We start from the raw sequence: 14,003 nt of genomic DNA on the forward strand, positions 1-14,003 counted from the left end.
GCACAAATACATACAATGAGATATGCTCACTGCATGTATTTGCCCTATATTATTTTAATTCTACAACGGTTACACCGAATCCACCTTCACCTGCTTCACCATAACGGAACGATTTGACCCGCTTATGACCCTTTAAGTAATTTTGGATTCCTTGTCTTAATGCACCTGTACCTTTCCCATGAATAATCGATACGCGTGGATAGTTTGCTAAAAGGGCATCGTCAATATATTTCTCCGTTTTCAATATTGCTTCTTCATAACGTTCACCGCGCAAATCTAATTCCAACTTCACATGGCTATTGCGATTTTTTACATTCGTCATAACAACGGTTTGTTTTTCTTTCTCAGGTTTTACATATTGTAAATCCGATTCATCTAATTTCATCTTCAAAATACCAATTTGAACGACCCATTCATGGTCCGATACTTTTTCAATGATTGTTCCTTTTTGACCATAGCTTAAAACTTTAACTTCGTCGCCGACTTTTAAATTTTGAGCCCGTTCACGAATTTGTGCTTGCTTTTTCAATACTGGATTTTCTTGCGGAGCGGCATTTTCAAGTTTCTTTTTCGCTTCAATCAGCTCGTGTTCCTTTACAACTTTACTTGCATTCGCTCGCATTTCACGGAGTTCAGCGATAATTTTTTCGGATTCTTTCTTCGCTTCATCCACAATTTTCCGTGCCTTTTCTTTTGCTTTCTTTTCTAAATTCTCTTTTTTCTCATCATAAGTTCGTAAGCGTTCTTGCAGTTCTTCCCTTAATCTTTGAGCCTCTTCTAATAAAGCATGGGCTTCTTCTGCTTCCCGTTCTGATTGACGTCTGCTTTGTTCTAATGAAGCAATCATTGATTCCACTTCGTGGCGATCAGATCCGGTAAAGGATTTTGCTTGTTGAATAATCGATTCTTTTAAGCCAAGACGTTTAGAAATTTCAAAGGCATTGGAACGACCTGGTACGCCAATAAGTAATCGATAAGTAGGACTTAATGTTTCCACATCAAATTCCACACTCGCATTGACGACCCCTTTTCGATTATAACCATAAGCTTTTAACTCTGGATAATGGGTTGTCGCCATTACGCGGGCACCGGAACCAACTACTTCGTCTAATATGGAAATCGCAAGCGCAGCCCCTTCTTGTGGATCCGTTCCTGCTCCTAATTCATCGAATAATACAAGGGAACGGGAATCAAACTTCGCTAAAATATCCACTATATTTACCATGTGGGATGAAAAAGTCGACAACGATTGTTCAATAGACTGTTCATCACCAATATCAGCGAACAATTGATCAAATACGGCAAGTTCTGAACCATCTAAGGCAGGAACAGGTAAACCAGCTTGCGCCATTAACGTACAAAGACCAACCGTTTTCAATGTAACCGTTTTACCACCTGTGTTCGGCCCAGTAATAACAATCGCTGTAATATCTCGACCAAATTCAATTGTATTTGGCACAGCATCGTCAATTGAAATAAGCGGGTGTCTTGCCCGTACTAAGCGAATATACCCCTCTTTGTTCATCGTCGGTTTCGTACATTTATTCGCTTGACCGTATTTACCTTTTGCTAATATGACATCGATATCCCCTAAAATTTGAACAAGGACAAATAAATCATGGCTTACTTCTTGTACTTTAGCAGACAGTTCCAATAAAATCCGTTCAATTTCAGCCTTTTCCTTTACTTTTAATCGTTGAATTTCATTGTTTGCCTGTACAACCGATTCCGGTTCAATAAATAACGTCTGCCCAGAGGAAGATTGGTCATGGACAATCCCACCATAATGTCCGCGATACTCCTGTTTAACAGGGATAACGAAACGGTCATTCCGAATTGTGACAATAGCATCTGACAGCATTTTCGCAGCATTGGAGCCCCGCGTTAAACTTTCTAATTTTTGTCTTACCCTTGACTCTTCTGCCCTTAAAGATTGGCGAATGGAACGAAGGGTCGTACTAGCAGAATCTAACACGGCACCATTATCATCGATACAATCATTAATTTCATGTTGAAGTGCCGTTAAAATCGGCATTTGTTCTTTTCTTTCAACAAAATGTGGAATGGTAATCGTTTCTTCTTGTTCAATATCTTCTATGAAGTTTCGTAGTATGCGACTTGCACGAATCGTACTAGCGATTTCCATTAATTCCATTGGACTTAACATACCGCCAATTTGCGCCCGCTTTGCATGGGGACGAACATCAAATATACCGCCCATTGGAACGTTTCCTTTTACCCGCAAAATGGATAGACCTTCATCCATTTCATCTAACAGTTCCACCACTTTATCAAAATCAGTTTCGGGAATTAGTTGCTCTATAGCATTTTTTCCTACTGATGAAGTACAAAAGCTCGCCACTTGTTCACGTACTTTATCATATTCTAATGTTTTCAATGCGCGCTCTGCGATCACTCCCGAACACCTCCTGTTTTTGTAACATATCTATATACTTACTTGTTTTTCCTAATAAAAGTTTCAAATTGTTCTAAAGACCACGTATTGACAACTAACTCTTTTTTCAACCAAGCCTTTTGAGCATATTTCGCGCCAATTTCCATCACATCCAGTTGTTCAATGGCGTGGGCATCTGTATTAATGGCAATCGGTACGTTGTATTCCATCGCCATCATTAAATGCTCAATACATAAATCTAATCTATAAGGGCTTGCATTTAATTCTAAAATTTTCCCATACTCCGCTGCCCACTGAATTAATTGCGGCACATCCGGATTATACCCTTCCCGCTGACCAATAATTCGTCCTGTTGGATGGGCAATCATATGGACGTATGGATTTTGTATTGCTGTAAATAGCCGCTCCATAATTTTTTCTTGGGGCTGTGAAAAACTCGAATGGATGGATGCGATAACAAAATCTAATTCTTTTAGTACGTCATCGTCAAAATCTAATGTAGCATTTGGTAAAATGTCCATCTCTGTCCCAGCAAATAAACGAAAATCTAGGTTCGCTTCATTGAAATCATAAATTTCCAATCGTTGTTTTTTAAGTCGTTCTGGCGTCAAACCATTTGCCACTTTTAAATATTGGGAATGGTCTGTAATAACACCGTGGGTATATCCTCGCTCAATTAAAGCTTGTCCCATTTCTTTTACGGTATGGGCACCATCAGACCAAGTCGTGTGCATGTGTAAATCCGATACAATATGTTCAAGGGATACAAGTCCTTCGAGTTCATCTACTCGTTCCAACTCTTTCCCTGATTCCCGAACCATCGGAGGAATAAATGGCAAACCAAAATGGGCGAAGAAATCTTCTTCAGTATCGAAGGTCATAATTGTACCATCCGGCTGTTCTACTCCGTATTCGCTAATTTTCTTTCCTTGTTCCTTAGCTAGTTGACGCATGCGTACATTGTGATCTTTCGAGCCTGTAAAATGATGAAGGGCTGTTGCATATTCTTTCGTTGTAACGAGGCGAAAATCAACATTGACAACATCTTCTGCATCTAATACGATCGATACCTTCGTATCACCAGCCGCAACAACCTCTTTAATTGTCAATTGTTTCAGTAATTGATCCTTTACTTGTTCAGGTTTCTCTGTAGCAACGATAAAATCGATATCCTTACTCATTTCACTTACTCGACGGAAGCTTCCCGCTACAGAAAATTTCTGAATTTCTGTAATAGAACGTAACACTTCATTAATTTCATTAACAATTTGCTGTAAATACCAAATCGGTAATCGTTCACTGCGCTCTCCTAATTGGTCAAGTTCCTTTAATATTTTCTCTTCTGATTTCGGTCCAAAACCAGCTAACTGACGAATTTGTTGAGCAACACATGCAGCTCTCAAACTTTCAGCACTATCAATTCCTAGTTCACTATAAAGTTTTGCTAGTTTTTTCCCACCTAAACCTGGAAGTTTTAATAATGGGATTAACCCTTTTGGTACAACTTCTTCCAGCTCCTTCAGCTGAGTAGATTGCCCTGTTTCTATCAATTCATGAATAACGGTTGCTGTTCCCTTTCCAATTCCTTTTAAAGCCGTAATATCCTCAATTTCATTTAAACTACGCTCATCTAATTCAAGGGCATTAGCTGCCTTTCGAAAGGCAGATACTTTAAAGGGATTTTCCCCTTGTAACTCTAATAAAAGGGCAATTTTTTCTAACGTTTTAATGACCATTTTTTTATTCATTTATGTTGCCTCCTCTTTAAGAAAGAATATAGGGACATACTTTGCCGCAACTCTTTCATATGTGGATAACCGTCTAATTTCTATACTATTCCGCTGAAAAAGGAAATGCCCCAAAAGTCGCTTTGGGACATTTCCTTTAAGTCGATTGTCAAACGACAGACGAATAACAAATATACTTATTGTTTGTAAATATACCACCAATCCCGAACCATATCGGTAAAAATTGGTGTGTGCTCAAGCATAAGATTGGCAATGAATGAACCATCCATCATGTTTTGAATCGGTCCCATCGGAATTAATGCTAACACATACATTAATATAAACAAAATGAAATAGAACTCGATAAAGCAAAGGATAGCCCCTAAAATACGGTTAACAGAATTTAATATTGGAAAATATGTAATAAAATCAAATACTGAACCAAGAATTTGTAAGGCAATTTTTACTGCAAAGAAAATGACCGCAAAGGCGATAATTCGATAAAATGTTTCATCTACATTTAAAGAATCTAAAACTAGTACCATGGATGAACTATCTGTCACCCCTGGATAAGGAATCCATAGTACAAATTTTTCTGCTAGCGGTTTGTAATAAATATAAGCGACAATCAGTGCAACAAAGAAGCTGGCAAGATGAATAGCTTGCACGATGAAGCCTCTTTTTAAGCCTACTAGTAGGCTAGCAGCAAATATAATCAGTAATATAATATCTAACATTCAATTCAACCCTTTAATTTTTTCACTTCTTCTTCAAGTTTTTCAACTTGTTCTTTTAATTTTAATAATTCATGTACGGTATTGACAGCTGTTAGAACGGCTATCTTAGAACTATCTAATGATGGATTATGTACATGCATTTCTCGCATTTTATCATCTACTATAGAAGCAACTAATCGCATATGTCCAGTAGATTCGGAGCCAACTATTTTATACGAATGCCCGAAAATTTCTACTGATATTCGATTTTTTTCTTGTTCAGCCAATGCAATACCCCCTAAACCGTAAGCAAAACCCAATGATTCATTTACAATCTTTTTTTCTTTGCAAAGTATGAATAAAACAACCAAACAAATTAACTGTTTGGTCAATTCTACTACGTTTGAATCTATTACGAAATTTATAATACATATCATACCATCTTTAGTTTGCATAATACAACTACAATAAGGTTACAAAACCAATACTAGCAGGACTTTTAGCTCATTCCATTCGCAAAATTAAATTTAGAATTGGTTATTGTAAATGGTAAGATGGAATATGTCAATGAAGACAATTTGTAATCATAGCCTCACATTATTTTTCAAACTATCTTTGCTATGTTTTCTGTACTAGATAATTGATGGATTTTTGTTAGGCTATAAATAAACTTAGAAGTATTTTTCCATTCTTATTTAAATATATATAATGTAAGCATCTTATAAAAATCAATTACCTACAGATACACAAAACAATGTACTATTTTTTCATCATGATTTATGTCATCCTTAATATTTATAGTACATGGAACAAAGAAGGGAACGAATTTATGGCAAATATTGTGCTACAACTTTCAACCGATATACAAAATCAGGTGAAAAGTTTTTATGCTTCATCAAGCGTTGAACGAAATGCACCTGGAGTTATTTTTGCTGCAAAACTACCAGATACAGCCATTACGATCTATAAATCTGGTAAAGTGATGTTTCAAGGGGTTGGGGCAAAAAGAGAGGCAAGTCGTTGGGGGGAAGTAAAAACGAAAACAGCTACTTCCAAAGAAATTAAAACAAAGGGCGATACCCTTCCCGAACAGTTTTCAACAATGTCGGTCATTGGGTCAGACGAAACAGGTACCGGTGACTATTTTGGTCCGATAACGGTTGCTGCTGTTTATGTTCCGAAAGATAAAATTGAATTAATTACAGAGCTTGGTGTAAAAGATTCAAAAATGTTAAACGATCGCATTATGCGAAAAATAGCACCAGACATTATGTCAGTGTGCACCTATAGCATCTTAACATTGCGCAATGAAAAATATAATATACTTCAAGGGAAAGGCTATTCCCAAGGGAAAATAAAAGCATTGCTTCATAACCAAGCGATTAAACATGTATTGTCTAAAATGGACCCTGCAAAGCCGGATTATATTTTAATTGACCAGTTTGCAGAACGCTCCATTTACTATAACCATATAAAAAATGAAAAAGAAATTGTTCGAGAAAATGTTTTGTTTTCTACAAAGGCCGAACAACTTCATGTCGCCGTTGCTGCTGCTTCTATCTTAGCCCGCTACGCCTTTTTGAAAGAAATGGATCGGCTTGCAGAAATGGTCGGCTTCGAATTACAAAAGGGTGCTAGTGGTAAAGTCGATGAAATGGCTGCTCGCATTTGGTTAGAACAAGGTCAAGATACATTAAAGTCGATTACAAAATGGCATTTTGCTAATACAGAAAAAGCAAAAAAACTCGTGGAGAAAAAGAGATAAATTGGAAAGAGGCGCTAGGTAAAACTATGCGCTTTTTTTATTGAATAACATGTTTAAAAAACACGCCATACTTTTATTTTGCAATAAACCTTTCCACTTTTAAAAGTTGATCCATCTTTATTTTTGGCTTAACACCTTGTAACCAATCATTTTGTATATCGCCAGCCCATTCCATTATTCTTTAACATAATTATCCATTTAATAGACTGTTTATCAGCAATACATCGGATTAGGGAGGATTGTTATTCAACTAAAGTAACTGCTCAAAAATTAACTTTTATTTATAAATTCGTACACTTCTTTAAGCGAATGCCCTTCAATGTATTTTTAAGTAAATTAAGAACTCGACCACAAACTAAAAAGCCATACCCCAAAATAGGAGTATGGCTACATTTGAACCCTTTTATTTTACAAGTTTACTAATCGCTTTAAATTGGTCTCCTTTAGCGACTTGAAGCATTTCAAAGAGGGCCATTTCTACACTCGTTACCTTCGCACCTAGTTGCATCATTTTTTGAAGCCCAATTTCGCTATTTTTAGCCGTTCTTGATGAAACGCAATCAGCTAATACTTCCACTTCATAACCATTTTGAAGTAAATGAACAGCTGTTTGATACACACAAATATGGGTTTCAATACCGGCAAGCAATACTTTTTTACGTCCCGTTTTTTCTAATTGCTCTACAAATTCTGGTGTATCGTAAGCGCTAAATGTAATTTTTTCAATTGGTTTTTGATTTTGTAGTTTTTGGGCAACTTTTTCCGTAGTCGGCCCAAGTCCTTTTGGATATTGTTCTAACCAAAGAACAGGTATATCTAAAATTTGAACACCTTCTGTCATTTTCGCAATATTATGAATCACAAATTCACTATTATCTACGATTTCAGCTAGCTTTCCTTGTACATCAATTAATACAAGAACTGTTTCTTCTTTTTGTAACATAAACATCCCCCTTAAATTTATATCATTGCGCTATCCCCATTCATTATAATAAAAATTTGAATAGCGAAACAGCTAGAAGGTCTCCCTATTTTAAAAGTAAACAAAACAAGAAGAGCGCCCGAGTATTACGAGCAACTCTTCTCTTATATTAGCGAAGTTCAGCGCCTGCTTCTGTTAATGCTTTTAATACTTTGTTATGGGCATTTACCACTTCGTCATCTGTTAACGTACGTTCTGGATCGAAGTAAGTTAATGAGAAAGCAACGGATTTTTTGCCAGCTTCCATTTTTTCTCCTTCGTAAACATCGAACACTTTTACTTCTTTTAATAATTTTGTGCCAGCTTGACGAATGATTTCTACGATTTCGCCAGCAGGTTTTGAGCGATCTAGCTCCAATGCAATATCTCGTGTCATTGCAGGGAAACGTGGTACTGGAGCATAAACTAAATCTTCCACAGTTGCAGCTAAAATAGCTTTTAAATTTAATTCGGCCACATACGTTTCTTTCAAATCGTATTGTTTACGCTCAGTTGGATGTAAACCACCGATTAAACCGATTTTTTCTCCATCTAAGTAGATGGCAGCAGTTTGACCTGGGTGTAAACCATCCACTGTTGTTCTTGAGAAGGATAAACGATCTGTTAAGCCTAATTTTTCAAATAAGCTTTCGATAATGCCTTTTGCGACGAAGAAATCCACATTTAACTTTTCACCTTGCCATGTATGGTCAACCCATTTACCTGTTAACACAAAGGCAATATGTTCTTCTTCATATGGTAACTGCTCTTCCGTTTGACCAAGGAATACAGAACCAATTTCATATAGGGCAACGGAATCTGCTTTACGAGCCACATTATAGCTTGCCGCTTCCACCAAATGAGGAATCAGACTTTGACGTAAAGTGGAACGTTCTTCACTCATCGGCATTAATAATTTCGTCGTATCTTCTGTTTTTAAAGCAAATTTTTGGGCCAGTTCATCAGAAGTTAACGAATACGTAATCGCTTGGTATAGACCAGCACCTTCTAACACATTTCGTACAATACGGCGTTTAGCTTGGTAAGGTGTTAATCCGCCTACTTGTTCATTTCCTTCTGGTAATGTCATTGGAATTTCATCGTATCCATATAGACGGGCAATTTCTTCAATAATATCTTCTTCAATTTTAATATCTTGGCGTCGTGTCGGAACATCAATAATTAATAAACCGTTTGCCGCTTCCACATCAAATTGTAGACGATTTAAAATAGATAGCATTTCTTCTAAAGAAATTTTCATACCTAGGCGGGAGTTAATGTAGTCAGGCGATACAACTACTCGCGCGGGTGTTTTATCTAAATCATCGACTAATACTGTACCATCTAATACTTCTCCGCCTGCAATGTCAGCTAACATTTGGGCAGCTCGTTCACCAGCTAAAAGCACTCGGTTAGGATCGACGCCTTTTTCAAAACGTGCTGATGAATCAGAACGTAAGCCTAATTCCTTCGAAGTACGACGAACAGATAAGCCTTCAAAATAAGCTGCTTCAATGACAACAGTTGTTGTTTTATTCGTCACTTCAGAATTAGCACCACCCATTACGCCGGCAACAGCTACAGGTTCTACACCATTTGTAATGACAAGATTGTGGGCATTTAATGTACGTTCTTGTTCATCTAAAGTGACAATCTTTTCTCCTTCGTGAGCTAAACGAACTACAATCTCTTTCGAATTTAATGAATCATAATCAAAGGCGTGTAACGGTTGACCATATTCCATTAAAATATAATTCGTAATATCGACAACATTGTTATGAGGACGAACACCAGCTGCCATTAAGTAATGTTGCAACCAAAGAGGTGATTCTGCGATTTTTACATTTTTCACTACTTTTGCTGCATATAATGGGTTTTCCTTCGCTTCAACACGTACGTTAATGTAGTCCCCTGCTTTTTCAGAAATCGTTTCATATTGAATTTCTGGTAATTTAACTTCCTTCGATAAAATAGCAGCTACTTCATAAGCAACCCCTAACATAGACAATGCATCTGAACGGTTTGGCGTTAAGCCTAATTCTAAAACAATATCCCGTAGCCCCACTAATTCCAATGCATCACTACCAGGAACAGCATCCTCTGGTAAAACGTAAATTCCATCAGCATAAGCTTTCGGAACAACGCGACCTTCCACACCTAGTTCCTGTAGGGAACAAATCATCCCGTTGGATTCTTGACCGCGCATTTTTGCCTTTTTAATTTTAATACCACCAGGAAGGCGAGCACCAGGTAATGCGACGATTACTTTTTGACCTGCTGCAACGTTTGGTGCACCACAAATAATTTGTCGTACATCCCCTTCTCCTACTTCTACTTGGCAAATATTTAATTTATCTGCGTCCGGATGTTTTTCTTTTGATACAATATAACCTACGACAATGTTTGTCATCCCTTGAGAACGATTAATCACTGCATCTACTTCAATCCCTGAACGGGTAATTTTTTCAGCCAATTCTTCAGGCGCAATTCCTTCTATATCAACATATTGTTTTAACCAATTTAATGAAACTAACATATTCGTACCCCCTTACCCTTCTGTTCGATGGAATTGTGATAAGAAACGACTGTCATTCGTATAGAAATGACGGATATCATCTACTCCATATTTCAACATTGCGATACGTTCCGCGCCGATACCGAAAGCAAAACCTGAAACTTTTTTCGAATCATAGCCTGCCATTTCAAGTACATTTGGATGTACCATACCAGCACCTAAAATTTCAATCCAACCTGTTTGTTTACATACGTTACAACCTGAGCCACCACATTTAAAGCAAGAAATGTCCATTTCTACTGAAGGCTCTGTAAAAGGGAAGAAGCTTGGACGTAAGCGAATTTCCCGATCTTCGCCGAACATTTTTTTCGCTAATTTATCCAGCGTTCCTTTTAAATCACTCATTCGAATATTTTCGCCAACGACTAGCCCTTCAATTTGCATAAATTGGTGGGAGTGTGTCGCATCATCATTATCTCGGCGGAATACTTTACCCGGACTGATAATTCGGATTGGTTCCCCTTTTTTTGCTTCCATCGTACGCGCTTGCACTGGTGACGTATGGGTACGTAATAGCGTTTCCTCTGTAATATAAAATGTATCTTGCATATCACGGGCCGGGTGACCTTTTGGTAAGTTTAAAGCTTCGAAATTGTAGTAGTCTCTTTCTACTTCCGTTCCTTCTGCAATTGTATATCCCATTGAAACGAATAAATCTTCAATTTCTTCCACAACACGAGTTAAAGGATGGCGATTTCCTGATCGTACTTGACGTCCTGGTAACGTAACATCAATCGATTCTTTTTCTAGTTGTTCTTGAATCGCTTGTTCCTCTAACACAGTCGCCCTTTGTTCTAGTTGGGCTGTAACGTTCTCACGCACCGCGTTCACAAGGGCCCCCATTTTCGGACGTTCTTCTGGAGATAATTTCCCCATTCCCTTTAATAGATCCGTAATCGGACCTTTTTTCCCTAAATACGCCACGCGAACGTCATTTAGTTCTTTTAAATTGGCAGCAGCTTGTATTTTCGTTAATGCTTCTTGTTCCAATTGCTTTAACTGTTGTTCCACGTATAAAAACCTCCTTATGAATAGTTCATTTTTTGTTTTTTCGTCTGTAAGTGAAAATCCGCCTTTGTATCCGTTCCTTCGTTAAGAAAAAACAAAAAACCCCGCCCCTAAAAAAGGGACGAGGACTAAGTTCGCGGTACCACCCTAGTTATTACAAAAAATTGTAATCACTTCATTGACATAACGACTCATCGGCCGGCTTTCCTTTCTCATTTAACATGATCCCGGAAGCTGCTTACGGGGTGAACTTCAATATGTATGACATTACATAAGCTTCCAGTCTTCGGCTTACGCTCCCTAAAATGTCTTAACCATATTTACTCTTCCCGCTCCAAGCGCATTTTCTTTTATTCATATATGTTCTAAATCTTAAATTATTTTACGTTAAATCGGAAAAGGTTTCAAGTATTGTCTCTATGTTGCAATTTAAATTATTCTTCTATTGTATTAAAGTCCATTTCAAGCGCTTGTTGTATTTAACCAAGTTCTATATAAAATACTTCCTCCCCTATTAAATAACAAAAAAGACAAAGTTTTAAACTGACTTTGTCTTTTCATTTGAAGCAATTTATTTTACAAATTGATACAATAAAATGCCTGTAGCCACTGCTACATTTAATGATTCAGCTTGTCCGAAAATCGGGATGATGACATTTTGATCAGTTTTATCTAAAAGTTGCGGATGTATGCCACTTCCTTCATTCCCTACGATAAGGGCAAAGCTTCCTGAATGTTCAACTTCTGTATATTCAATAGCATCTTGTAATGCTGTTCCATACACTTTCACACCGCTATCTTGTAAATCTTCAATCCATTCTGCTAGCTCGCCGCGAATGACAGGAATATGAAAATGGGAACCTTGGGCTGATCGTAATGTTTTTGGATTATAAGCATCCGCACACCCTTTTCCTAATACGACCCCATCGATGCCAGCAGCATCCGCTGTACGAATCATCGTTCCGATATTCCCCGGATCTTGCACCGCATCAACGAGCAATACTTTTCTCCAATTTTGTTTTGCTTCTAACTTGACTTCTAGCTGTTTACAATGGGCAAATACCCCTTGAGAAGTTTCCGTTTCAGCCAGTTCTTTTGCAATAGTTTCTGTCACTTCTACGATCATGATATTATCCGTTTCCCAAAGTAAAGGAAGGTCTACCCCTTCACGGACAATCATTTGTACAATTTGGTCTTTATTTTTTAACGCTTCCTCTACTAGATGGAAACCTTCTACGATAAACTCCCCTGTTTTTTCTCGCTCTTTTCGGGTCGTGACAAGTTTTTTCCAATGTTTTACGAGGGCATTTTGTGTTGATTCAATACGTTTCATAATTTGACAGTTACCGCCTTTTTCTTCTGTTTCTAATGCCTAATTTTACATGAAAAGTAGGACTGTGTAAAAAATGTTTTCATCGTGAATTAAGTTCTTGCTATCTATTATAGAGGATACTTGGTTAAAGCAACTTCTTTAAACATATTTACAATTTTAAATTGTTCACCTGTTGGTCTCGTAATAAGCTCTTCATTTAAAATTTGATACCCTATGGATTCATAAAGTTGAATGTTTCTTCGTACACTCATACGAACTTTACATTGAATTTTATTATAACCATGTTGAACTGTAATTTCTTCTATCTTATGTAACAATTTTTTTGCGTAACCCTTTCCTTGACACATAGGGCTTACGGATAGACGATAAAAATAAACATGATCCTCTACATATTGAAAGCGAACGGCTGCAACTGGTACATTGTTTTCATATCCAACTAACGCAAAGGCGCCGTTTTGCAACTCTTCTGAAATAGATTGCTCCGTTTCCTTTAACGCACTAGAAGGTGCTGGGTCATTACGATACTCCTCAAAGGCTTGGAGCATCACTTCACGTATTTCTTGAACATTTGTTGAAAATTTAATTTCCATAAAAATTACTCCTTTTATTTATTTTTGTTTAATTTAAGCAATTCTAAATGAATTTACTATGTATAGTTTCAGCGAGACGAAGCAGACTAGTCATTGAGGAGGCGAATGCAATGAATTTTCAAATTAGAGATGCCATTACATCGAATGTAAAAGGTGATAGTGCAAATGAATTCCGTGATACAGTAGAAGATGCAATTTCACGTGGTGATGAGCATTTATTACCTGGTCTTGGTGTATTTTTAGAAAAATGGTGGAAATCATCTAGCGCAGCAGAGCAAGAAGCATTTACAGAAAAACTTTCAAAAGCTTTTCAGAACTAAAACAATAAGGCTGACAAAGCATTTCTTTGATACTTTGTCAGCCCTCTATTAATTTCCCCACTCACTTTGCAAAATTTCTTTTATAATCGTAAATTTCTCATTACCAATTTTTTCTCGAATGTTCATTTCTAAATCTTTTTTTAATACGATATATTTCTCTACACATAATTCCCCAATATTTGTTAATTGAATACATTTATCCCGATTATTATTTCCCGGCAGCGTTTCAACTAACCCTTTTGACTCTAGCTTTTTAATAAATTTATGGGTTGCTTGTCGCGAAATGCGAACATTTTTTGTAACAGAAGAAATCGTCGGCTGCTTTTTATATATTTTCATCATAATATACCATTCAGAATTTGAAATGGTAATATCGCTTATCTCACTCCATCTTTCTTCTATTTTTTTTCGAATCGAATTATAACATTCACTAATTAACTCCAATAAATCCAATTGTTCATGATCCACTATTCTCACCCCGTACATCTATTCGAAAATAAATATACTGAATGGCTACTCAATTGTCAACTAAGTTGACATTTCTCTTGAAATAGCGTACAATAAAATTAGTCAACCAAGTTGACGATGAAAA

Annotated in this window: 12 protein-coding genes and 1 other annotated feature; of the genes, 2 read left to right on the top strand and 10 right to left on the bottom strand. The window is 37.0% G+C overall.

Annotation, left to right across the window (positions count from 1 at the left end; all coding sequences use genetic code 11):
• Window positions 1-49: 49 nt before the first annotated feature.
• From MHH69_RS12235 to zapA, 4 genes are all read right to left on the bottom strand, one after another.
• Complete coding sequence (locus MHH69_RS12235; RefSeq protein WP_122971154.1) at window positions 50-2,416, bottom strand: endonuclease MutS2; 2,367 nt, start codon at window positions 2,414-2,416, stop codon at window positions 50-52.
• Window positions 2,417-2,454: 38 nt separating this feature from the next.
• Entirely contained in the window at window positions 2,455-4,164 is a 1,710-nt protein-coding gene (gene polX, locus MHH69_RS12240) for a DNA polymerase/3'-5' exonuclease PolX (protein ID WP_341362445.1), read from the bottom strand.
• Window positions 4,165-4,340: 176 nt separating this feature from the next.
• Complete coding sequence (locus tag MHH69_RS12245) at window positions 4,341-4,880, bottom strand: CvpA family protein (protein WP_341362446.1); 540 nt, start codon at window positions 4,878-4,880, stop codon at window positions 4,341-4,343.
• A 5-nt stretch (window positions 4,881-4,885) separates the two neighbouring features.
• The gene (gene zapA, locus MHH69_RS12250; RefSeq protein WP_122971157.1) at window positions 4,886-5,146 is read right to left on the bottom strand and encodes a cell division protein ZapA; all 261 of its coding nucleotides are present in this window, start codon (window positions 5,144-5,146) and stop codon (window positions 4,886-4,888) included.
• A gap of 542 nt (window positions 5,147-5,688) precedes the next feature.
• Between zapA and rnhC the strand changes: the two genes are divergently transcribed.
• On the top strand, window positions 5,689-6,624 hold the full coding sequence (gene rnhC / locus MHH69_RS12255) for a ribonuclease HIII (protein ID WP_341362447.1): 936 nt from the start codon (window positions 5,689-5,691) through the stop codon (window positions 6,622-6,624).
• 403 nt (window positions 6,625-7,027) lie between these two features.
• On the opposite strand, the gene MHH69_RS12260 is transcribed toward rnhC, so the two are convergent.
• The 5 genes from MHH69_RS12260 to MHH69_RS12280 form a co-directional block, all read right to left on the bottom strand.
• On the bottom strand, window positions 7,028-7,567 hold the full coding sequence (locus MHH69_RS12260) for a hydrolase (RefSeq protein WP_341362448.1): 540 nt from the start codon (window positions 7,565-7,567) through the stop codon (window positions 7,028-7,030).
• 148 nt (window positions 7,568-7,715) lie between these two features.
• Window positions 7,716-10,121 carry a phenylalanine--tRNA ligase subunit beta gene (gene pheT, locus MHH69_RS12265; RefSeq protein ID WP_341362449.1) on the bottom strand — a complete coding sequence of 802 codons (2,406 nt, stop codon included), beginning with the start codon at window positions 10,119-10,121 and terminating at the stop codon, window positions 7,716-7,718.
• 12 nt (window positions 10,122-10,133) lie between these two features.
• Window positions 10,134-11,171, bottom strand: a complete 1,038-nt coding sequence (gene pheS / locus MHH69_RS12270) for a phenylalanine--tRNA ligase subunit alpha (protein ID WP_122971148.1) — start codon at window positions 11,169-11,171, stop codon at window positions 10,134-10,136.
• A gap of 111 nt (window positions 11,172-11,282) precedes the next feature.
• Window positions 11,283-11,514: a binding site (T-box leader), on the bottom strand.
• A 225-nt stretch (window positions 11,515-11,739) separates the two neighbouring features.
• Window positions 11,740-12,501 (bottom strand): TrmH family RNA methyltransferase, encoded by a 762-nt coding sequence (locus MHH69_RS12275; protein WP_341362450.1) that lies wholly within the window; start codon window positions 12,499-12,501, stop codon window positions 11,740-11,742.
• 107 nt (window positions 12,502-12,608) lie between these two features.
• On the bottom strand, window positions 12,609-13,091 hold the full coding sequence (locus MHH69_RS12280; protein WP_341362451.1) for a GNAT family N-acetyltransferase: 483 nt from the start codon (window positions 13,089-13,091) through the stop codon (window positions 12,609-12,611).
• Between the two features lie 110 nt (window positions 13,092-13,201).
• Between MHH69_RS12280 and sspI the strand changes: the two genes are divergently transcribed.
• A complete protein-coding gene (sspI, locus tag MHH69_RS12285) occupies window positions 13,202-13,411 on the top strand; it encodes a small acid-soluble spore protein SspI (RefSeq protein ID WP_122971145.1) in 210 nt (69 codons plus the stop codon).
• 48 nt (window positions 13,412-13,459) lie between these two features.
• On the opposite strand, the gene MHH69_RS12290 is transcribed toward sspI, so the two are convergent.
• On the bottom strand, window positions 13,460-13,879 hold the full coding sequence (locus tag MHH69_RS12290; protein WP_338322886.1) for a MarR family winged helix-turn-helix transcriptional regulator: 420 nt from the start codon (window positions 13,877-13,879) through the stop codon (window positions 13,460-13,462).
• Window positions 13,880-14,003: the final 124 nt, after the last annotated feature.

The organism is Ureibacillus sp. FSL E2-3493, assembly GCF_038077515.1.
Taxonomy (GTDB): domain Bacteria; phylum Bacillota; class Bacilli; order Bacillales_A; family Planococcaceae; genus Ureibacillus; species Ureibacillus halotolerans.

What these genes read in the sequence shown, in the direction of transcription:
- polX (WP_341362445.1), bottom strand. Translation starts at nt 4,164, where the DNA reads ATGAATAAAAAAATGGTCATTAAAACGTTAGAAAAAATTGCCCTTTTA.
- rnhC (WP_341362447.1), top strand. Translation starts at nt 5,689, where the DNA reads ATGGCAAATATTGTGCTACAACTTTCAACCGATATACAAAATCAGGTG.
- MHH69_RS12260 (WP_341362448.1), bottom strand. Translation starts at nt 7,567, where the DNA reads ATGTTACAAAAAGAAGAAACAGTTCTTGTATTAATTGATGTACAAGGA.
- pheT (WP_341362449.1), bottom strand. Translation starts at nt 10,121, where the DNA reads ATGTTAGTTTCATTAAATTGGTTAAAACAATATGTTGATATAGAAGGA.
- MHH69_RS12245 (WP_341362446.1), bottom strand. Translation starts at nt 4,880, where the DNA reads ATGTTAGATATTATATTACTGATTATATTTGCTGCTAGCCTACTAGTA.
- MHH69_RS12275 (WP_341362450.1), bottom strand. Translation starts at nt 12,501, where the DNA reads ATGAAACGTATTGAATCAACACAAAATGCCCTCGTAAAACATTGGAAA.
- sspI (WP_122971145.1), top strand. Translation starts at nt 13,202, where the DNA reads ATGAATTTTCAAATTAGAGATGCCATTACATCGAATGTAAAAGGTGAT.
- MHH69_RS12280 (WP_341362451.1), bottom strand. Translation starts at nt 13,091, where the DNA reads ATGGAAATTAAATTTTCAACAAATGTTCAAGAAATACGTGAAGTGATG.